Here is a 20,037-nt window from a genome sequence, read left to right as displayed (position 1 = left end):
TCATGTAGTTATTGAGTTTTATTAATAGTATTTTCTTTCAAAACTACTAGGGTAAATATACACTTAATAAAAATAAAATAGTGGTGAGTATATGGTTGTAAACCATTTTAAAGCCGCTTGAAATATAGTCAATGGAATGAATATATGAATTATGCCTATCAAATAAACAAGATAAATTCTTTAGTCGAGCATTACACACAAAAACCGGATTTTTTGGATAGCGAATTACTTTCTAGCAAGACGACAGAGTTTAAAAAATCAGCCTATAATCTTTTTTATGAGTTAATAAAACCCAAAAACCCTCATATTTACCAAGAGCCAAACCATGTACATGAGTTATTTAGCTTAATAAAAGGTTCAACAGTTAAAAAGAACGTTGATTTAAAGGTGCTTGAGCATGTAGAGCACTGGTGGCTTGAGTGGTATTTCGCTTTAGAAATGGAAGAAAAGCTTAGTATAGAAAAAAATGATATGCCAATGAGTTACTTACCTCAAAGTACACTAAACCCTATGCGCAAACATGAGATAAGTCACTACGCTAGGTTATTTACCGTTTTGCCAATGCCAGTATGTAATGTATGTGCCAAGACGGGTGATATTTTAAAAGTTAATCAACGTTTTGTAGATGTTTTTGGTTATACAGTAGAAGATGTGCCAAATCTTAAATCATGGTGGGAAAAAGCGTATCCAGATCCCCAATACAGAGCACTTGCAAAAGAGCTGTGGCAAGACTCTCTTGAAAAGGCACTAAATAACAATAACGACATACCCGCAAATAACTATCGAGTTTCTTGTCGTGATGGCTCGCAAGTGATGATGGAAATTTCAGGGATTGATATAGGTGAAGAGTTTTTAGCTGTTTTTAATGATGCAACAGAGCGTTTAGAAGCAGAGGATATACTTAGGGATATGGCCTTTTTGGATGCATTAACCAAAATTGCAAATAGGCGTCGGTTTGATGAAAAACTAACGCATGAGTATGAACGAGCAAAAGAATGCGAAGGCATGCTATCGATGATTATTATCGATATTGATCATTTTAAACAATTTAATGATCGGTATGGGCATGTAGCGGGCGATACGTGCTTATATGACGTGGCTCAAAAAATTGCTTCAACGGTTAGTCGCCCAGAAGATTTTGTGGCGCGCTATGGTGGAGAGGAATTTGTTGTTTTACTTCCACAAACAGATAGGCAAGGAGCGCTGTTTATAGCAGAGCAAATACAAAAGGCTGTAGAAAGCTTAGCTATTGCTCACCAAGATAGCTTTACCGGATTTTTATCAATAAGTATGGGCATTAATACCATTAGCAACTATACAAATAGTAATGAAGTCAGCTTTGTTAAAGCCGCTGATAACGCCCTTTATTATGCTAAAAAACAAGGACGTAATTGTATAGCGCTAAGCTCAGAGTAAATCAATTATAAATAGTTTCTAAGCTTAACGGTGGTCGATTCAAGCTGTCGTTAATGCACTTGAGCACTAAAGGGCTTCTAAGAGGTAATGATTTTATTTGCTCTAATGTATACCAGCTAGCGCTGATGATGTCGGAATCCATTGGTGTTGGTGCTTTTATATTATTAGGCGCTTCAAATAAAAAGCAGAATCGCAAATAGTGCACTGCGTTATCGGCATGCAAATTATAAACACCTAAAAACCCAATAGGCTCGAGCGTTAAGCCTGTTTCTTCTAGTAGCTCTCTGCTTGCAGCTTGTGCAAGTGTCTCATTTTGCTCTAAATGACCCGCAGGTTGATTGTAACAAATTTGCTTTGTAAATTTATCTCGCTCTTTTACAAGTAAAAACTCGTTTTGCTTTTTTACTATTGCTGCAACCGTGACATGCGGTTTATGCATCAACTACGCCCTTAATTACTTTGTATTCACCACAATTAATATCATCCAACGTATAGTTGCCAATGCTATAGCGGATGAGGCGAAGTGTAGGGTGTCCAATATGCGCGGTCATTCGACGAACTTGTCTGTTTCTACCTTCATTAATAGTAATACTTAGCCAAGTGGTAGGGATTGCTTTTCGCTCGCGTACAGGCGGGGTACGCGCCCAAATTGTTGGCTCATCAATTATTTTAACGTTAGCGGGGAGTGTAAGCCCGTCTTTAAGTTCTACGCCATTACATAAATCATTAATTGATTCACTCGTTGGTTCACCCTCAACTTGTGCCCAGTAGGTTTTATTCGTTTTTTTATCAGGAGCAGTTAAGGTGTTTTGTAATTTTCCACAGTTTGTTAAAAGCAATAAACCTTCACTGTCTCTGTCTAACCTTCCTGCTGCGTAAACTTCTTTAATAGGGATAAATTCAGCAAGCGTTTTTCTGTCTGCGTCATCTGTAAATTGGCATAGCACATCAAACGGCTTGTTGAATAACACAATTTTTCTGTCTTTAGATGCTATTTGCGGCTTTATTTCTCTTTTACCAGATGGCGTTTTGTTAAGTGCACTGCGTGAATAAGTACGCCCAGTACTTCTTTTTGGCTTGGCTTGTGTTGCTTGATTATTGTCTGATTTAGCTCTCATTATATGCACCTAGCTGGTTTTGGTAATCCGGCAATTTTTGTTGCTTGCTTGGCTGGGCCTTTAGGAAATAATTTATATAAATAAAGGCTATTACCTTTATCTTCACCGAGTGCTTTAGCCATTGCTTTTACAAGCATTCTAATTGCTGGGCTGGTGTTATATTCAATGTAAAAATCACGAACAAAATTAATGACTTCCCAGTGTTGCTCACTAAGTGTGATGTTTTCTTGAGTAGCAATTACAGGCGCCAGCTCCTTTGACCATAAAGTATGGTCGATCAAGTAGCCTTGTTTGTCGGTTTCAATCTGTTGGTTGTTAAATTCAAGCATGAGTTACCACGTAATTGATTGATTAGTTGATAAAGTGAGTGCCACAAAGTCTTCATAGCTAATTGCTTTATCGTTATCTGCTAATTTTATTGCACGTACTTGCGCGTCTTGTTCAAGTATTAACAGTGTATCTGCAAATTGTCTAAATTGTTTTTTTGCAAAGCAGGCATCACCAACAAGTAGTACCTTATCGCCTGATAAAATTAAGTTCTCTAGCTGATTTGCCGAGTAATAGTTAAGCGGCTTTGAAAATATATGTAACGTACTCATAGGTTCACCACATGTTGCTGCGCTTTAATTAGTGTTTGTTGTTGACTAAAGTTAAGAGCTTTTGCTTCTATGAGTAAATCATGTTTATTTAAACCATAATCAAGCAATGATTTTTCACACACGAAAATGTTTTCAACATCATATATTTCGAGTGTTTTAATATTTTTAAAAAAGTCTTTTAAGCCAATATTGTTTGGTTGTTGATGCTTTTTTAAAGCTAAAACGGCGGGGCCGCTAAACAACCAACTTACATTTTGGTCAACAGCAGCAAATATCAATGTCATATCAAGTGCATCACGAATATTTAAATCGTCAAATGGGCTGCACTGACTCATTACTAATACGTTTATCATTTAAATTGCACCCATTTATCTGCGTCGCTTGCAAGCATTGCAAATTCAGCTAATCCTGCGACTTTAAATACACCTGTGTTTTTAATATCTAACCCGCGCTTTTGCGCGGCGGTAACACACAGCATTAAATTTAGTTTTTGATCAGCGAGTTGCTGCCAAAGTGCTGAAATTTGAAGCTCGTCTGAGGATAAATCAAAGTGGGTAGATGCATGATAAATACCTTGCTGGTATAAAAAAATAGCATCAATGGTGTGCCCTTGGGCTAAACATGCATTCGCAAATTTAACTATGCGTTGCGTGGTATCGTGATCGGATGGTGGTGTATGTAATGAAAGAACAAAGCGTGCCAAAACAATTCCAATAAAAAAGCCCCAATAAAGGGGCTATTTTAACAGAACTATTTAATTAGTCATCACTTGCGCCAAGTAGAGCAAGTAAAGAAGTAAATAAGTTATATACGCTTAGGTATAAAGACACTGTTGCGCGAATGTAGTTAGTTTCACCACCGTTTATGATTCGGCTTGTATCAAATAAAATCAAACCAGACATAATCAGTACAACTGCTGCATTAAGCACCATAAACATCAATGAACTGCCAATAAAAATATTAACGATGCTTGCTACAATCACAACGATTAAGCCAACAGTTAAAAAGCCACCCATAAATGAGAAGTCTTTTTTAGTATTTAGTGCATAAGCAGATAAACCAAAAAAGATAAGCGCTGTAGAACCTAAGGCTTGCATAATAAGCATTGGGCCATTAGGTAATGCAGCATAATGGTTAAGCAATGGACCTAAGCCTGCCCCCATTAAACCTGTGAAAGCAAACACCCAAAATACACCAGATGCTGTATCTGCTTTTTTATTTACAACAAATAATAAACCGAACGAAACGAGTGTAAACACAATTCCCATAAAGTAAGGTAATTGTAGTGCCATTGAAATACCGGCTGTAACTGCACTAAATGCAAGTGTCATAGCTAGTAAAAAGTAGGTGTTTTTAAGTACCTTGTTTGTTTCAATGGTAGACATTACCGGTTTCGCGGTATTGTACGATTGATTAAACGCCATTGTAGAGCTCCTTTAAGTGAAACGTGTGTGTTTCGATAATTTAACTAAAATTAGATTACCAACTCTTATATGTTTGGGCAAACCTTTGTAGATCAATAGAGTTAAATATTTAAATAAAAGTATATTGACGGCTAAATTAAAAACACTTTGTTTTATCTTTAAACAAATTAATTGTTTTTTAAGCACTTAAACAATTAATTTAAAAAAAAGCTTCACAAAAGGGATGGGTTTCCCTATTATGCAGGCCGTGCGGAGAGATGGCAGAGTGGTCGAATGCACCGGTCTTGAAAACCGGCATGGGTTTATAGCCCATCTAGGGTTCAAATCCCTATCTCTCCACCACTTATTTAATAAGTGTGTGGTAATTAAAATATCATTCATTTAAATAGTTATTAGTACACTCTTACTTTTAACTTAGCAGTATCGGAGAGATGGCAGAGTGGTCGAATGCACCGGTCTTGAAAACCGGCATGGGTTTATAGCCCATCTAGGGTTCAAATCCCTATCTCTCCACCATATAACAGAATAGCCCGCTAATTTAGCGGGCTTTTTTGTGTTTGGAACACAATTAGTACACTTATACAAACCCGCAATAATACTTAATCATTTTGCGGGGCTAAACGTGTCGCTCCATGCGTTAAAAAATTCTCATTTTGAACAACTAAATAGCGAATTTATTGCCTAGCTATCAACACGTTTTTCCACCCTCAAAATAGATCACTTAATTAAGCGAATTGGTATTACATGTTTTATCTCTCATTAGTAAAATCTTAAAAGCAGATAGAATTGCTGACACATCATCTTCTGATGTTAAATAACGTTGATGCTCTCTTCCTTTTTTTGTTTTTAATAAAACTACCATCACAAAAAATTTTAAATGAGTTGGAATGCACATATTAATGTGTGCTATTTTTAAACATTGGTGGATTAAAGGTATGAAAAATAGGATGTTGTGGCTCAAAGATGATCTAGATTCGAGAAAGTTAGTTGTATATCGTGCCGCCATGTTTTCGTTTATAACGCTTTTTGTACTTTTTGTATTTCAACCTTTTGGCACTTCAAGCGATACCGAGTCTTACAAGTTTCTGCGACTTTTTGGCTATGGGTTAGTAACCTTTTGTGCTTTGCTATTGTCAGGTTTCATAGAAATAGTGTTACTTAAGTTTAAGCTAAGTAAATTAAACCGTTTAATTATTATTCCTATCACATATATTTTAATTACTGCGATATTCAATCATGGGTATTTTGTGGTTGCTGTACTTGGATCTTAGCATTGGCAGAATCAATTACTTTTTGTAGGGTATATTTTTTGTATTGGTGTATTTCCTCTTATTTTTTTACTTGTGGTAAATAGGCATGTAATAGATTTAACTAAGCCAAGTAAAGTTAGCGTTGCTCAAGAGCAGTTGAGAGAAGTTGAATTAAAGACAATTACTCTCAAAGGTGATAACAAAAACGACGAAATTAATGCGGCTCCTCACCATATTTTATTTATTAAATCTTCAGACAACTATTGTGAAATAACAATACAAGAAGGAGCTTCAACTTCACGTAAACTATTACGTGTATCTCTTAGCGGTTTATTAAAGCAGCTTCCAGAAAAAACAATTATATTACGATGCCACCGTTCTTATGCGGTTAACCTGCAAAACATTCAACACTACAGTGGTAATGCTGGAGGGTTGCAATTATCGCTACATACAATTGATATTAAAATTCCTGTGTCTCGTTCTTATGTAAAAGTAATCAAAGATGCTTTGTCATTAATCCCAAAATCATGTTAATCCCCCCTAAAACATGGGCTTTATACCTCATCTTGTAATTGATACCTAATAGGTCGCTTTGTATTTTTACTATTGCCAAGATTAAGTTGAAATTTACAACTTAACGAGAAAAGTAGATATGAAATACGCTATCAAGGCACTTGCAATAATTTCTATATTTGTATTTTGCCACTATGTAATGAGGCAGTTTAGGGGAGAAGGTTGGTCTAGCTGGTTGTCTGAACTTGATAATCTAACTGGCATTTTATTTACCCCCGCTAAATATATTTTTTTATATGGACCGTTAGTTATTGCGGCTATTATTTTGTTTAAACAAAGTAAGCCTTTTGAATCTATAGGGTTTAATTCCTCTGGTTTTATTAACTATGCACTCGCAGCAATTATTTGTTGTACTCCTATGGCAATAGGTTATGGATTTTTGAGTGATGAACTTAACCTATCAATACTAGCAATAATAACTGGCTCAGTTTATGCGGGGTTTTTTGAAGAGCTAATTTTTAGGGCTGCATTGTTTGGTGTTTTATTTAAATATTGTAGATGGGGCTTTGTGCCTGCGGCATTAATTAGTTCAGTAATATTTGGTCTGGGCCATATTTATCAAGGCAATGATGCGATTTCTGCATTGATGGCGGTTGCAATCACTACTGTAGCAGGTACATGGTTTGCGTGGCTATATTGTGAATGTGGTTATCGTATTTGGTTTCCTATGTGGATGCATATTTTTATGAATGCAGCTTACGGAATATTTGGTATGTCGGGTGGCGCAGTAGGTGATCTACAAGGTAACTTATTTAAAGCAACAGCCATTGTGTTAAGTATTGTGTATGTTGAGATGCTAATTCGACGAGGAAAGCAGCGCGAAGTTACATTATCAAAATTATTTCAATGCACTAAAAATGGCCTTTACACGCAACAAGCTAACTTAAATTGATTGGGAAACGACCATGCTAGAATTATTTATTGTAATAATTATATTTAGCTCACCCTTTTTGATTCTTACTATTACTAAACGTTATTTCACCTATAAAACTACAATAATGGCAGCGCACGCAAAATTTAAAGGACTAAATAATAACAAGATAACAAAATTAGAGGAACAAACAGCGATGTTGAGCAAAAGGGTGGCAGTGCTTGAGGAAATAGTAACATCTAGCCATTTTGAGTTATCAAATAAAATAGCTAAGTTATAAGCATTTTGATAAGTGTGACCCAAACTTATGAGCCTATTAATAAAGTAATAGGCTCATACTGCAATAAGGTTTATTTTTAATCATAAATTACGACCATAGTCTCTGTTTCTAACCTTTAGATCTTGGTGCATGCTTTATACATAGAATTTAGATTTGTGTATTAAGGATTTTAAATGAAACATCAGCTAGCAAAAAGCGTAGGGCTTTCGTTATTATCGCCTGTTATTGTAGGCAGTTTACTTGGTGTTTATTACTCACTTACGCTTGAAGGCGAGTTTGTATCAATATTTCTTACCTTATTAATGACTGCTATATCAAATGCACACATAGTAGGCTTAACAATGGCTGCTTTTGTTGTGCCTGGGTATTTACTCATGTTTAAGTATTCTAAAGTTAATTATTCAGGGGTATTAACTCTTGGACTACTAGGCGGAGCGATATTTAGTTACTTATTAAGTGCCACAACAGGGGAGATATTTTTGATCAATAGTGTAATGTCAGCATTCGCTGCTGGGCTGTTTTTGTTTGGTCTTCGTAAAACGGCAAAAAAATAATCGCAGCATTATTAACCAAGCGCACTGATAAACGGTGTGATTTCCTTTTTTTTACCTCCAAAAGGTTCCAATTTTTCACGACAAAGAGTACCTTTAGCTACTGTATGTTTAATAAGAAGTAGTTTGGTATGCAAAAGCACGATTTTTACCAGTCATTAGTTAAGCAAACTGAATCGCTGATAGCTGGTGAATCCAATGTAATTGCCAATATGGCAAACATAAGCGCGCTGTTATTTACCTCTTTAGAGGATGTAAATTGGGCGGGCTTTTACTTTATGGATTCTCCTACTGAATTAGTACTTGGTCCGTTTCAAGGTAACCCTGCATGCATTCGTATTCCAGTAGGAAAAGGTGTATGCGGAACTGCTGCGGCAACCGTAGAAACACAATTAATTGAAGATGTTCACGCTTTTGACGGCCACATAGCCTGTGATGCAGCGTCTAATTCTGAAGTGGTTGTACCTATCATGAAACATGGTAAAGTATTTGCTGTACTAGACATTGATAGTCCGAGTATTGGTCGATTTGATGCTGACGATAAAGCCGGTCTAGAAGCATTAGTAAAATGCTTAGAGGCGAGCTTGTAATGAAAGATTTGCTAAATGTTCAAGACTACCTATTTGCTGTACAAGATGTTGGCGACTGGGAAGGCGAAGAAGAACATGTAGCGGAAACGCTCAATGATTTGATTCATATTGCATGGGATCGTCTTCCAGATGATTCAGAATGTGAATTTATTGATGAAACAATTAATGGTATTTGGGAACACCTTCGAGGTGATATGGCTGTTATAGAAGCCGATTTCGAAGAGTTGGTCGACTGGGTAACACACTACGTCGATTCGTCCCTTGATGAAAAGATGTGAAAAATAGGTTCTAAAATGGAAACCACAAACAAGCTAAAAGATATTAATGAAGTGTTGGAATTTTTATATCAAGAATTCCCACAATGTTTTAAACAAAAAGATGGCATCAAGCCGCTTAAAGTAGGTATTTTTAAAGATATTGCTGAGCGTATTGAAGGGTCTGAAAAAGTAAGTAAGACTCAAGTTCGTCAAGCGCTTAGAAAATACACGTCTAACTGGCGTTATTTAGAAGCTGTGACCAAGTCAGAGTTTCGTATTGATCTTGATGGTAATCAAGGTGAAAAAGTTGAGCAAGAGCATATCGACCATGCACAAAAAGCATTGGAAGAAAGCCGCGCTAAAATGGCTAAACGCAAAAAACAACAGCGTCCTCGCCAAGATTCAGATTCTAAATCTTTCAAGAAAAAACCAGCTCATGCTAGCAAACCAGGCGATAAAAACGCTCCTGCAGCTAACAAACCTGCTAAAGCAGCGCCGGCTAAGCGTTCAGGAAAAATTGAACCTTTGCCAGCAACTGAGGTCAAGGTTAATAATAAGGTTAAGGTTAAACTTGGCCAAGCACTTGTAAATGCAGTAATAACTGAAGTGAACAAAGATGATGTTCATGTTGAGTTAGTAACAGGTATGCAAGTTAAAACCAAAGCTGACAGCTTATACATTGTTTAAGTTGTAAATAAATTAAGGAGTTGTGTATGAGTAAAAAGTTTACGCTCATTCCGTTAGTTGCTGCCCTGTTTTCAGGTTCATTATTTGCTGCTGTAGAAGCCGTTACTATTAACGATTTACCCCAGCTCAAGCAAGAGAGTCAACATGGTACTGCTAGCAAACGAGTGGCTAGCTTATTTGCTCGTTCACACTATACACCGGTTCGATTTAACGATGAGCTTTCTAGTAAAGTGTACGATCGTTATATCGAATCCCTTGATTTTAATAAAAGCGTTTTCTTAGCCAGCGATATCGCCTCATTTGAGCAATATCGTGATGACTTTGATAACGCTATTACTACCGGTAAATTAGACTTTACGTTTGATATTTTTAACTTAAGTCTTAAACGCCGTTTTGAACGTTACGAGTATTCACTTACTCTGCTTGAAAAAGAGATGACGTTTGATAAAGAAGATGAATACTTTTTTGACCGTGAAGATTCAGCATGGCCTGCGTCACAAGCTGAGCTTGATGAAATTTGGCGTGAGCGTGTAAAGTACGACGCACTGCGTTTAAAAATGACGGGTAAAGATTGGGAAGGCATTAAAGAGGTGCTGACCAAACGCTACAAAAATGCAGAAAAACGTTTAGTACAATCAAATTCAGAAGATGCTTTTCAAATTGTTATGAATTCGCTAGCACGCAGTATTGAGGCGCATACGTCTTATTTATCGCCACGTCGTGCAGAGCAATTCAAAATGGATATGGACTTAGAGCTTGAGGGCATTGGTGCCGTATTAAGCCCTGATGAAGATTACACTGTTATTCGCAGCTTAGTGCCGGGAGGCCCTGCAGATAAAACAGATCAAATTAAAGCTGATGATCGCATTATTGGTGTTGCTCAAGATGGCGAAGAGTTTGTAGATGTAATTGGCTGGCGTTTAGATGACGTAGTTGATTTAATTAAAGGTCCTAAAGGGACTAAAGTACGTTTACAGTATTTAAAAGGTGTTGATGCTCACGGCGCTCCGAAAGTTGTAGAAATCACTCGCGATAAAATCAGACTTGAAGATAGAGCGGCTAAATCAGAAGTATTTGAAGCAAAATATTCTGATTTAACAAGTAAAATTGGGGTGATTGAAATTCCTGGCTTTTACAATAATCTTTCGAAAGATGTAAAAGTAGAACTTGCTAAGCTTAAAGAAGAAAAGGTTGATGGTATTATTATTGACTTGCGCCAAAATGGTGGTGGTTCATTATATGAAGCAACACAATTGTCAGGTTTATTTTTTGACCAGGGCCCAGTTGTTCAAATTCATACCTTAAATAACCGTATAGAAGAGCAAAAAGATCGTGATGGTATAACTTACTATGACGGCCCTTTAACTGTGTTAGTTGATCGTTACAGTGCTTCTGCTTCTGAAATATTCGCAGCAGCAATGCAAGATTACGGTCGCGCTGTAATTATTGGTGAGCAAACATTTGGTAAGGGTACTGTACAGCAGCACAAAGGCTTAGGCCGTGCTTATGACCTATACGATAATGCGTTAGGTAGTGTACAGTATACTATTGCTAAGTTTTATCGTATTAACGGTGGTAGCACGCAACATAAAGGTGTAATCCCTGATATTTCATTTCCATCAGCAATTGATCCTGCACAGTGGGGCGAAAGTAAGCAAGATAATGCACTTCCTTGGGACAGCATTGTTAAAGCGAAATATAAAAAACTAGGTAATTTAACCCCTATTATTACGTACCTTGAAAAACAACACGAAGTACGAATTAAATCAGAGCCAGAATTTGGTTATGTATTTAATGACATTACCTTATACAACGAAGAGAAAGACCGTAAAACTATCTCTTTAGTTGAAGCAGACCGTATTAAAGAAAAAGATGAAGGTGAAGCACGTGCACTTGTACGTACTAACGAACGTCTTAAGCGTTTAGGTAAAGATCCGGTAGAAAACTTAGACGATATACCAGAAGTAATTGAAGAGCTTGACCCATTTTTGGAAGAGGCTGCATTAATTACTCAAGATTATATAAATTATGGTCGTATAGCTAAGAAGTAATAACTGGTTTTACCTCTGTAAAAAAGGCGCATTGGCGCCTTTTTTACTACCTAAAATTTACTAAATTGTTATAATCCTTGATTACATAAAGTTGAGCTAGATCAATCATGCTCAATTAATGCGCTTTACGTGCTAAAAATAATAATTAAACACACAGTAAGTGTGTCTAGGAGTCTCTACTTTGAAGCTATTGGATGACAAACCAATCAAGCCCGCCTCGTTTTTTGATGCATTAATTCCTATCTCTGTATTAATTTGTTTACTTGGTGCTGCAGTTTACTTATTTGGTGATAACTCTTCATCAGGCCCTAACCAAATTGCACTTTTATTTGCTACTTTTGCAGCAGCTTTAATTGGGCTTAAAAACGGTTATACATGGAAAAAATTAGAACAAGCTATGATCGAAGGTATAACGCTTTCACTTGGCGCTATCCTAATTTTACTTATGGTAGGTGCGTTAATTGGCACTTGGCTACTTTCTGGAACTGTACCAACTTTAATTTATTATGGCTTGCAAGTTATAAACCCAAGTTGGTTTTATGCAGCGAGTTGTTTAATTTGTGGCATTGTAGCTATGAGTATAGGTAGTTCTTGGACTACTGCCGCTACGATAGGTGTTGCTTTATTAGGCGTTGCAACGGGTCTTGGACTTGAACAAACAGTTACAGCAGGCGCTGTTATATCTGGCGCGTACTTTGGTGATAAGTTAAGCCCGCTGTCAGAAACAACAAATCTAGCGCCAGCAGTTGTAGGCGCTGATTTATTTGAGCATATTCAACATATGCTGTGGACGACAGTACCAAGTTTTGTAATTGCACTGATTATATTTATATTCATGGGCTTTAACGCAACTGCTTCAAGCGAAGCGGGGCGTATTGATGAAATAACGGCTATTTTACAGCAAAACTTTAATATTGGTTTTGAAATGCTAATCCCGCTAATTGTACTTTTAGTTTTAGCGATTAAAAAAATGCCTGCTTTTCCTGCTATCTCTATCGGTGCTGTTGTGGGCGCTGTTTGGGCCATGTTGTTTCAATCTGATTTAATTGCTAGCCAAATTGATGTTTCTCAAGGGCAGCTAGTTGGCTATTTTAAGCTTGTTTGGACGACGTTTTTTGATGGTTTTAGCATAAGTACAGGCGATGACAAAATGGACTCCCTACTCAGTGGTGGCGGTATGTCCGGAATGCTTACAACCACATGGCTTATTATGACTGCACTGATGTTTGGTGCCATTATGGAAAAAACAGGCCTTTTGGATATTTTTGTTAAAAGCATACTTAAAATAGCTAAAAGTACGGGATCGTTAATTGCGGCAACAATAGCAACGTGTATTGGTACTAACGTGATAGCGGCCGATCAATATATTGCAATTGTTGTACCTGGTCGTATGTTTAAAAATGAATATGAAAAACGTGGTTTGAAGCCTGTTAACTTATCTCGTACATTGGAAGATGGCGGTACAATTACCAGCCCACTAATTCCATGGAACACGTGTGGCGCATATATGCAAAGCGTTTTACTAATAAATCCTTTTGATTATGCACTCTACGCTTTCTTTAACTTAATTAACCCTGTTTTAGCGGTGGTTTATGCCTACTTGGGCATTAAAATTTTACGTATTAAGCCAAAACAATCCGCCTAATTTTAAACAGCTCCTTTTAACTTAAAAGGAGCTGTTTTGGAGTATCTATGACTGAATCAAGTAAACCTCAAGCACAATATCTTAAAGACTATAAAGCTCCTGATTTTTTAATTGACCACACAGAGCTAACCTTTGACTTACAGCCATTATCAACCAAAGTAAGCTCTTTGCTAACGCTTACTCGTGTTGGTGATAAAAAAGCACCTTTAGTGCTTGATGGTATTGATTTAAGCTTACTGTCTTTATCTATTGATACGGTTGATATAACTGATTATGAAATTATTGGCGAGCAGCTAATAATTAATAACCTACCGGATAGTTGCCAATTAAGTATTGTGACCGAGATATCGCCTGAGACGAATACTTCTTTAGAGGGTTTGTATTTATCTGGCGGTGCGTATTGTACACAGTGTGAAGCGCAGGGTTTTAGAAAGATCACCTATTACATGGATCGCCCTGATGTACTTGCCACGTTTGATGTAACTATTATTGCCGATAAAAAGTATCTACAACTTCTTTCTAATGGTAATCAAGTAGATAGTGGTGAAACACAAGATGGTCGTCATTTTGTGAAATGGCAAGACCCATTTAAAAAGCCGAGCTATTTATTTGCACTTGTAGCGGGCGATTTTGATGTTTTAAAAGATACGTACACGACTAAAAGCGGCAGAGATGTAGAATTAGCATTGTTTGTTGATAAAGGTAATTTATCTAAAACACCCCATGCTATTGCCTCACTCAAAAAGGCAATGCAGTGGGATGAAGAACGCTTTAATTTAGAGTATGACCTTGATATTTATATGATTGTAGCTGTCGATTTTTTCAACATGGGCGCGATGGAAAATAAAGGGCTAAACGTTTTTAACAGTAAATGCGTATTAGCTAATCAAGAAACAGCCACAGATAAAGACTACCATACGATTGAATCTATTGTAGGGCACGAATATTTTCATAACTGGACGGGCAATCGTGTAACGTGCCGAGATTGGTTTCAGTTATCGCTAAAAGAAGGGTTAACCGTATTTAGAGACCAAGAGTTTAGTAGTGATTTAGGTTCTCGTGCACTTAACCGAATTGATGCTGTTAAAGTAATGCGTACGCATCAGTTTAGCGAAGATGCAGGCCCTATGGCGCATCCAATTCGTCCTGAAAAAGTTATTGAAATGAATAACTTTTATACTGTAACAGTATACGATAAAGGTGCTGAAGTTATCCGTATGATGCACACGTTACTAGGTGAAACTAATTTTCAAAAAGGGATGACACTTTACTTTGAGCGCCACGATGGGCAAGCAGTAACATGTGATGACTTTGTCAGTGCAATGAGCGATGCATCAGGTGTAAATTTAGAGCAATTTAAGCTGTGGTATAGTCAATCGGGTACCCCGCGCTTAAATGCAATACAACATTTTGATAGCAGTTCAAATACGTATACATTAACAATAGAACAAGCAGCACCGGATAATCAGCCAGATAATAAACCGCTTCATATTCCATTTGCTATTGAATTACTTGATGCGAATGGGGAAAGTATAGCTCTGCAATATAAAGGTAAAAAGCTAGATCATGTACTTGATGTAACAAGTACGACTCAAACATTTAGCTTTGATAATATTTTAGAGAAGCCCGTTGCGGTTTTACTGGAAGATTTTTCTGCGCCTTGTATTTTAAATCAGCAAACAACAGAGCCCGAACTATTGCATATTATGCGTTTTGCACGCAGTGATTTTTCACGTTGGGATGCACAACAGCAGCTATTTATTAAAGCGATTAAATCTCAGATTACCGATACGACTAATAGCGAGTTAAGCAGCGAAATTATAAATGCGCTACGTGTACTTATAAACACAAAAGAGGGCGATTTAGCCTTAATTGCAGAGCTGTTTAAACTGCCAAGTTTTGATACATTAGCCGCTGAATTTGAAGTAATACTTGTTGATGAGATTATTGAAATAACAGAAAAGTTCGAGCAACAAATTGCTGACGAACTTGCTGATGAACTGCTTAGTTGTTACGAATCTCTTGAAGATGATGGCAGTATAAGTGCAAGCTCCGTTGCTAAGCGCGCTTTAAAACAAATATGCTTGCATTATTTGGCTAAAACTCAAAAGCCAGAGGCTGTAAGCTTTATTAAAGAAGCCGCAAGTTCTACTAATATGACCAATGTACTTGGTGCACTAAGCGCAGTGGTAAAAGCATCCCACCCTTTACAAGAAGAGCTTTTGAGTCATTTTGATAGTCAATGGCGCCATGATGTTTTAGTGATGGATAAGTGGTTTGCACTGCAAGCTATGCAATCAGGCAATAATGCTATAGACAATATTAAGGCACTTTACGAACATCCGTGTTTTGATTTTTCAAACCCGAATCGTGTACGTGCACTTGTAGGAAGCTTTAGTCACTTTAATACAGCACAATTTCATCGTTCAGACGCCCAAGGTTATACGTTGTTAGGTGACTTATTAATAAAACTTAATGCAATTAATCCACAAAATGCGTCTCGTATGTTAACACCGTTCATGTCATGGAAACGTTACGATGATGTTCGCTCTCAAGCAATGAAACTGCAATTACAACGCTTAGCTAATCTAGATGGGCTAAGTGCTGATTTGTATGAAAAGGTTGAAAAAGCGCTCGTATAAATGATTGAGTATTATTTTACCTTAAGATTGAGCTATAACGAGTGCATGGATTACTACCATGGCCGTTTTAGCTCTTTACAAGTTGTAGAAGATGGCGGGAAAACGGTACGTTTTTCTGCTAATCATTTAAGACCTTTTATTACCAGCCTAGGTATAAGAGGGCGTTTTAGAATATTATTAACCCCCGAAAATAAATTCATTCGTATTGAGCGCGTGGCTTAGCTCCCTGTTTTCATGTTATAAAAGCATAAAAATATTGTCTTTTTGTTAATTTCAATTTGTCCTATTGTAAAATAACGTGTATAAATTATCTGGTACGACGTCTTACCAATACGTAAGCGTCAACCAGAATAAGAAATATATGACAGATTGAATGCGACTATTTGTAATTTTACTGATTCGCTTCTATCGTTACGATGACACTAAAAACAATAACTTGATCACACAAAATGACCCGCGACAGGGGGGAACCAAAATGATAAGAAGATCGCTTTTTGTTAAAAATAAAATCGCTATAGGTTTAGCAGCCGCTAGTTTAGGTTTATCTGCAGCCAGTACTCAAGCTGTAACATTTGAAGCTGGGGGTTTTGATATTACCTTCGACTCAACCTTTTCATATGGGCAAAGCGTCCGTGTAGAAGACAGGGACTTTAACTTAATTGGTAAAAGTAATAATCCAGCTTTTGACTGGACAGGTTACAACCCTGCACTAAGTAACACTATTTACTCATCACAAGATGTATGGGCACAACCCGGCTCTTACTCAAACAATGGTGATGCGGGTAATTTAAATTTTGACAGTGGTGACTCATTCTCAAAACTATTGAAGGGAACACACGACCTTTCAATAAATAAAGATAATTATGGTTTGTTTACACGTTTTATGTACTTTTATGATTTTGCGTTGATGGATGGCGATCGCGCTTATTCAAACCCAACTTCTGGTGAAGGTGTTGACCCGTGTGACGATAAAGATACAAAAGAGCAAAGCTGTGCAGATATCCGTTTACTAGATGCATACGTTTGGGCTAATTTTGATTTAAACGACGGGAATAACCCATTATCAATTCGCTTAGGTCAGCAAGTAGTTAACTGGGGTGAAAGTACGCTTATATCTCATGGTATTAACGTAAACCCAGTTGATATTGACCGATTGAAAGCACCAGGCGCTGAGCTTAAAGAAGCATTTATACCTGTAGGTATGCTTTGGGCATCGCTTGGTATTACTGAAAATATTACGCTTGAAGGTTTCTACCAATATCAATGGCAAGAAACGCGTCTACCAGCAGCTGGCACGTATTTTTCTACTAATGACTTTGCTGCAGAAAATGGTTACCAACAAAATGTTCAGTTAGGCTTTACGTCTAATCCTGATATTGATGTTGCTTTTTTAACGGATAGTTTAAATAACCTAACATCTGATTTTGCATTAGCAGCAGCTGCTCAAGGTATTGATCCTTTAAGTGCTGAAGGAAGCGCTTTACTAGCCCAAATGTATCTTGCTTACCCAACTAAGGTTGCATTAAAAGGCAAAGGGGATAATGGTAAAACAGAACCTGAAGATGGCGGTCAGTACGGTCTTCGTTTAGGGGTGTTTTTACCTGAGTTTAATGATACTGAAATTGCGTTATACCATGTGAACTACCACAGTCGTCGTCCGCTTATCTCTGGTCGCGTATCAAACTTTTCAAACGAAGCAATTGCGCAAGATTTAGCGATGATTATGACGACAGAAATTACCTCTGATAATGTTGCTGATTTAACTGCCTTTTCTAAAGCTGAAAACGACTACCCAGAAGATATTAAACTATACGGTTTGAGCTTTAACACCACTATTGGTGAAACAGCTTTTGCGGGTGAATTTGCTTTTCGTCAAGACGAGCCTCTGCAAATTGATGATGTTGAGCTTTTGTATGCAGCGATGCCTGAGCAATTAGCGGTTGCTGGTATCCGCCCTGATTTTGCGGGTATTTCACAAATGAGTTTAGGCGACGACATCAGTGTTGTAGGACCTGGTCAAGTTGCTCAAGGGTATATTGAACGTAATACATCACAATTACAGTTTACTGCAACACATTTATTTGGCCCTTCATTAGGGGCTGATAGTTGGGCTGTTGTTGGTGAAGTGGGTGCTGTAAAAATTCATAACATGCCTGAATACGACGAGATGCGTTTAAACGTATCGGGTACTGGGCGAAGTGGCGTTATTACTGGGCCTGGCACAACTGATTACACTACATTGCAACTTGGTCTTTCAAATGGTGCAGAGCAAAAATCATTTGCTACTGCATCTTCTTGGGGATATCGCTTAATTGCTAAAGGTGATTATTATGACCTTTACGATGGTATTAATTTCTCTCCTCGTTTTGTATTTTCTCATGACGTAAATGGTAATACACCAGACCCTATGTTCTTATTTATTGAAGACCGTAAATCTTTAGGTGCGACCATGAACTTTAACTACCAAAATGCGTGGTCACTTGACGTGAGCTACAACTCGTTTTGGGGCGGCGGCGATATTAATACTTTCTCAGATCGCGATTACGTTTCTTTTAACTTAAAATATTCTATTTAGGGGTAACATTACTATGATTAAAAAACCTACCCTCATTGCTACTGCTTTTTGTAGCTTATTTGCAAGCAGTGCTGCTTTGGCAAAAATGAGCGCAGTTGAGGTAGCTCAATTAGGTCAAAACTTAACGCCATTAGGCGCAGAAAAAGCGGCGAATGCTGATGGCTCTATTCCAGCATGGAATAATGGCATTATATCTGCTCCAGCAGGCTATGAACCGGGTATGCATCACCTTGACCCATTTTCAACTGATAAAGTGCTATTCACTATTGATAAAAATAATATTGAAAAGTACAAAGCAAATTTAAGTCCGGGTCAAATTGCTTTATTTGAAGCATATCCAGATACATTTAAAATGCCAGTGTATGAAACACGTCGCTCTGCGTCTTATCCACAGTTTGTGTACGACGCAACTAAAAAGTTTGCACCAACAGCTGAACTAGTTGAAGACGGGAATGGGATCAAAAATACGGCAATTGGTATTCCTTTCCCTATTCCTAAAACGGGTTTAGAAGCTATTTGGAATCATTTGTTACGTTACCGTGGACAGTCTATTGAGCGTTTTGCCGGTCAAGCAGCGCCAACAGCATCGGGTTCTTATAACTATGTTGGCTTTGATGAGCAGTTATTGGTTAAATATTCAGATCCGAGTGCAACACCCGCAGAGCTGCAAGACTCAAACATTTTGTTTAAGTTTAAACAAAGTGTTACAGAGCCTGCACGCTTAGCAGGTACAGCACTGCTTGTTCATGAAACGATGGACCAAATATTAACGCCACGCCAAGCATGGACTTACAATTCGGGACAACGCCGCGTTCGTCGTGCACCTAATGTTGCATATGATGCACCAGGAACAGCAGCGGATAGCTTACGTACTACTGATGATTTTGACATGTTCAATGGCTCACCTAATCGTTACAACTGGACGTTGAAAGGTAAGCAAGAGTTATACATTCCTTATAACAGCTATAAGCTTCATAGTGATAAGTTAGAATACGATGACATTTTAATGCCTGGCCACATAAACCCAGAGCATACACGTTACGAAAAACACCGTGTTTGGGTTGTTGAAGCTAACTTAAAAGATGATACACGCCATATCTATAAAAAACGTGTGTTTTACATTGACGAAGATAGCTGGCAAGTACAGGTTACGGATATTTATGATAACCGCGACCAGCTTTATCGTGTAGCAATGGCTTATGGCCTTAACTACTACGAGGTACCTACACAATGGAGTACGCTTGAGGTTTACCATGATTTGAATTCTCGTCGTTATTTAGCAATTGGTTTAGATAACCAAGAAAAAATGTACGATTTTTCACAATCGTTTAACGATAACGAGTTTACGTCAAGCGCATTACGTCGCGCAGGTAGATAGTTAGAAGTTAGGCACTTAACGCATGTTAAGTGCCTTTTCCTTTCACATCGCGTTTGTCTTATACCAAATCGCGCAACGCTTTCCTCAGTATATAAAGACAAACAATTCTCTCGTTCAAGGCGATTAAAAT

The 20,037-nt window shown here is 37.6% G+C and carries 21 protein-coding genes and 2 tRNA genes; 16 read left to right on the top strand and 7 right to left on the bottom strand.

From position 1 onward, the window contains the following. The first annotated feature begins 144 nt into the window (after positions 1–144). Positions 145–1,416 (top strand): sensor domain-containing diguanylate cyclase, encoded by a 1,272-nt coding sequence (locus I6F10_RS09120; RefSeq protein WP_165743171.1) that lies wholly within the window; start codon positions 145–147, stop codon positions 1,414–1,416. Position 1,417: 1 nt separating this feature from the next. Here I6F10_RS09120 and I6F10_RS09115 read toward each other — a convergent pair whose 3' ends face one another. The 7 genes from I6F10_RS09115 to I6F10_RS09085 are packed head-to-tail and all read right to left on the bottom strand — an operon-like array spanning position 1,418 to position 4,557. Further along, positions 1,418–1,855 carry an NUDIX hydrolase gene (locus I6F10_RS09115; protein ID WP_024600509.1) on the bottom strand — a complete coding sequence of 146 codons (438 nt, stop codon included), beginning with the start codon at positions 1,853–1,855 and terminating at the stop codon, positions 1,418–1,420. Continuing rightward, positions 1,848–2,534, bottom strand: a complete 687-nt coding sequence (locus tag I6F10_RS09110) for a pseudouridine synthase (RefSeq protein WP_024604803.1) — start codon at positions 2,532–2,534, stop codon at positions 1,848–1,850. The genes I6F10_RS09115 and I6F10_RS09110 overlap by 8 nt, the downstream gene beginning before the upstream one ends. Then, positions 2,534–2,863, bottom strand: coding sequence for a TusE/DsrC/DsvC family sulfur relay protein (locus I6F10_RS09105; RefSeq protein WP_165743173.1), 330 nt, complete (start codon positions 2,861–2,863; stop codon positions 2,534–2,536). The genes I6F10_RS09110 and I6F10_RS09105 overlap by 1 nt, the downstream gene beginning before the upstream one ends. A gap of 3 nt (positions 2,864–2,866) precedes the next feature. Continuing rightward, positions 2,867–3,133 (bottom strand): DsrH/TusB family sulfur metabolism protein, encoded by a 267-nt coding sequence (locus I6F10_RS09100; protein WP_008133664.1) that lies wholly within the window; start codon positions 3,131–3,133, stop codon positions 2,867–2,869. Further along, positions 3,130–3,486 (bottom strand): sulfurtransferase complex subunit TusC, encoded by a 357-nt coding sequence (tusC, locus tag I6F10_RS09095; protein ID WP_002962696.1) that lies wholly within the window; start codon positions 3,484–3,486, stop codon positions 3,130–3,132. The genes I6F10_RS09100 and tusC overlap by 4 nt, the downstream gene beginning before the upstream one ends. Continuing rightward, complete coding sequence (gene tusD, locus I6F10_RS09090) at positions 3,483–3,836, bottom strand: sulfurtransferase complex subunit TusD (RefSeq protein WP_024596911.1); 354 nt, start codon at positions 3,834–3,836, stop codon at positions 3,483–3,485. The genes tusC and tusD overlap by 4 nt, the downstream gene beginning before the upstream one ends. A 55-nt stretch (positions 3,837–3,891) precedes the next feature. Beyond that, positions 3,892–4,557, bottom strand: coding sequence for a Bax inhibitor-1/YccA family protein (locus tag I6F10_RS09085; protein ID WP_008133668.1), 666 nt, complete (start codon positions 4,555–4,557; stop codon positions 3,892–3,894). A gap of 251 nt (positions 4,558–4,808) precedes the next feature. Between I6F10_RS09085 and I6F10_RS09080 the strand changes: the two genes are divergently transcribed. The 15 genes from I6F10_RS09080 (at position 4,809) to I6F10_RS09010 (ending at position 19,907) form a co-directional block, all read left to right on the top strand. Next, a tRNA-Ser gene (locus I6F10_RS09080) sits at positions 4,809–4,899 on the top strand. Between the two features lie 83 nt (positions 4,900–4,982). Next, positions 4,983–5,073, top strand: a tRNA-Ser gene (locus I6F10_RS09075). A gap of 890 nt (positions 5,074–5,963) precedes the next feature. Next, positions 5,964–6,341 (top strand): LytR/AlgR family response regulator transcription factor, encoded by a 378-nt coding sequence (locus I6F10_RS20200; RefSeq protein ID WP_231619909.1) that lies wholly within the window; start codon positions 5,964–5,966, stop codon positions 6,339–6,341. 118 nt (positions 6,342–6,459) lie between these two features. Then, a complete protein-coding gene (locus tag I6F10_RS09065; RefSeq protein ID WP_165743175.1) occupies positions 6,460–7,272 on the top strand; it encodes a CPBP family intramembrane glutamic endopeptidase in 813 nt (270 codons plus the stop codon). A 13-nt stretch (positions 7,273–7,285) separates the two neighbouring features. Continuing rightward, a complete protein-coding gene (locus I6F10_RS09060; RefSeq protein WP_024594562.1) occupies positions 7,286–7,531 on the top strand; it encodes a hypothetical protein in 246 nt (81 codons plus the stop codon). A gap of 173 nt (positions 7,532–7,704) precedes the next feature. Next, positions 7,705–8,085, top strand: a complete 381-nt coding sequence (locus I6F10_RS09055; protein ID WP_002961912.1) for a hypothetical protein — start codon at positions 7,705–7,707, stop codon at positions 8,083–8,085. 128 nt (positions 8,086–8,213) lie between these two features. Continuing rightward, entirely contained in the window at positions 8,214–8,672 is a 459-nt protein-coding gene (locus tag I6F10_RS09050) for a GAF domain-containing protein (protein ID WP_002961911.1), read from the top strand. Beyond that, on the top strand, positions 8,672–8,950 hold the full coding sequence (locus tag I6F10_RS09045; RefSeq protein WP_002961910.1) for a hypothetical protein: 279 nt from the start codon (positions 8,672–8,674) through the stop codon (positions 8,948–8,950). The genes I6F10_RS09050 and I6F10_RS09045 overlap by 1 nt, the downstream gene beginning before the upstream one ends. Before the next feature lie 15 nt (positions 8,951–8,965). Next, positions 8,966–9,616, top strand: coding sequence for an RNA chaperone ProQ (gene proQ / locus I6F10_RS09040; RefSeq protein ID WP_002961909.1), 651 nt, complete (start codon positions 8,966–8,968; stop codon positions 9,614–9,616). A gap of 26 nt (positions 9,617–9,642) precedes the next feature. Continuing rightward, positions 9,643–11,667 carry a carboxy terminal-processing peptidase gene (gene prc, locus I6F10_RS09035; RefSeq protein ID WP_165743176.1) on the top strand — a complete coding sequence of 675 codons (2,025 nt, stop codon included), beginning with the start codon at positions 9,643–9,645 and terminating at the stop codon, positions 11,665–11,667. A 181-nt stretch (positions 11,668–11,848) separates the two neighbouring features. Beyond that, positions 11,849–13,312 (top strand): Na+/H+ antiporter NhaC, encoded by a 1,464-nt coding sequence (nhaC, locus tag I6F10_RS09030; RefSeq protein ID WP_197098738.1) that lies wholly within the window; start codon positions 11,849–11,851, stop codon positions 13,310–13,312. Between the two features lie 47 nt (positions 13,313–13,359). Beyond that, positions 13,360–15,954 (top strand): aminopeptidase N, encoded by a 2,595-nt coding sequence (gene pepN, locus I6F10_RS09025; protein WP_165743179.1) that lies wholly within the window; start codon positions 13,360–13,362, stop codon positions 15,952–15,954. Beyond that, a complete protein-coding gene (locus I6F10_RS09020; protein WP_033011738.1) occupies positions 15,955–16,176 on the top strand; it encodes a DUF2835 family protein in 222 nt (73 codons plus the stop codon). It begins immediately after the preceding gene. Positions 16,177–16,429: 253 nt separating this feature from the next. Beyond that, positions 16,430–18,529: a DUF1302 domain-containing protein gene (locus I6F10_RS09015; protein WP_165743181.1), complete on the top strand. Its 2,100-nt coding sequence runs from the start codon at positions 16,430–16,432 to the stop codon at positions 18,527–18,529. 13 nt (positions 18,530–18,542) lie between these two features. Next, positions 18,543–19,907: a DUF1329 domain-containing protein gene (locus tag I6F10_RS09010; RefSeq protein ID WP_165743183.1), complete on the top strand. Its 1,365-nt coding sequence runs from the start codon at positions 18,543–18,545 to the stop codon at positions 19,905–19,907. Positions 19,908–20,037 lie beyond the last annotated feature (130 nt).

The organism is Pseudoalteromonas sp. SWYJZ98 (genome assembly GCF_015864495.1).
In the GTDB taxonomy this organism is placed as follows: domain Bacteria; phylum Pseudomonadota; class Gammaproteobacteria; order Enterobacterales; family Alteromonadaceae; genus Pseudoalteromonas; species Pseudoalteromonas distincta.
Note: the sequence above shows the minus strand (reverse complement) of the source record. Positions and strands in the feature narration are given on the sequence as shown.

What these genes read in the sequence shown, in the direction of transcription:
- I6F10_RS09050 (WP_002961911.1), top strand. Translation starts at nt 8,214, where the DNA reads ATGCAAAAGCACGATTTTTACCAGTCATTAGTTAAGCAAACTGAATCG.
- I6F10_RS09100 (WP_008133664.1), bottom strand. Translation starts at nt 3,133, where the DNA reads ATGAGTACGTTACATATATTTTCAAAGCCGCTTAACTATTACTCGGCA.
- I6F10_RS09065 (WP_165743175.1), top strand. Translation starts at nt 6,460, where the DNA reads ATGAAATACGCTATCAAGGCACTTGCAATAATTTCTATATTTGTATTT.
- I6F10_RS09120 (WP_165743171.1), top strand. Translation starts at nt 145, where the DNA reads ATGAATTATGCCTATCAAATAAACAAGATAAATTCTTTAGTCGAGCAT.
- I6F10_RS09115 (WP_024600509.1), bottom strand. Translation starts at nt 1,855, where the DNA reads ATGCATAAACCGCATGTCACGGTTGCAGCAATAGTAAAAAAGCAAAAC.
- I6F10_RS09055 (WP_002961912.1), top strand. Translation starts at nt 7,705, where the DNA reads ATGAAACATCAGCTAGCAAAAAGCGTAGGGCTTTCGTTATTATCGCCT.
- I6F10_RS09015 (WP_165743181.1), top strand. Translation starts at nt 16,430, where the DNA reads ATGATAAGAAGATCGCTTTTTGTTAAAAATAAAATCGCTATAGGTTTA.
- pepN (WP_165743179.1), top strand. Translation starts at nt 13,360, where the DNA reads ATGACTGAATCAAGTAAACCTCAAGCACAATATCTTAAAGACTATAAA.
- I6F10_RS09060 (WP_024594562.1), top strand. Translation starts at nt 7,286, where the DNA reads ATGCTAGAATTATTTATTGTAATAATTATATTTAGCTCACCCTTTTTG.
- I6F10_RS09105 (WP_165743173.1), bottom strand. Translation starts at nt 2,863, where the DNA reads ATGCTTGAATTTAACAACCAACAGATTGAAACCGACAAACAAGGCTAC.
- I6F10_RS09085 (WP_008133668.1), bottom strand. Translation starts at nt 4,557, where the DNA reads ATGGCGTTTAATCAATCGTACAATACCGCGAAACCGGTAATGTCTACC.
- tusC (WP_002962696.1), bottom strand. Translation starts at nt 3,486, where the DNA reads ATGATAAACGTATTAGTAATGAGTCAGTGCAGCCCATTTGACGATTTA.
- proQ (WP_002961909.1), top strand. Translation starts at nt 8,966, where the DNA reads ATGGAAACCACAAACAAGCTAAAAGATATTAATGAAGTGTTGGAATTT.
- prc (WP_165743176.1), top strand. Translation starts at nt 9,643, where the DNA reads ATGAGTAAAAAGTTTACGCTCATTCCGTTAGTTGCTGCCCTGTTTTCA.
- I6F10_RS09020 (WP_033011738.1), top strand. Translation starts at nt 15,955, where the DNA reads ATGATTGAGTATTATTTTACCTTAAGATTGAGCTATAACGAGTGCATG.
- I6F10_RS09010 (WP_165743183.1), top strand. Translation starts at nt 18,543, where the DNA reads ATGATTAAAAAACCTACCCTCATTGCTACTGCTTTTTGTAGCTTATTT.
- I6F10_RS09110 (WP_024604803.1), bottom strand. Translation starts at nt 2,534, where the DNA reads ATGAGAGCTAAATCAGACAATAATCAAGCAACACAAGCCAAGCCAAAA.
- I6F10_RS09045 (WP_002961910.1), top strand. Translation starts at nt 8,672, where the DNA reads ATGAAAGATTTGCTAAATGTTCAAGACTACCTATTTGCTGTACAAGAT.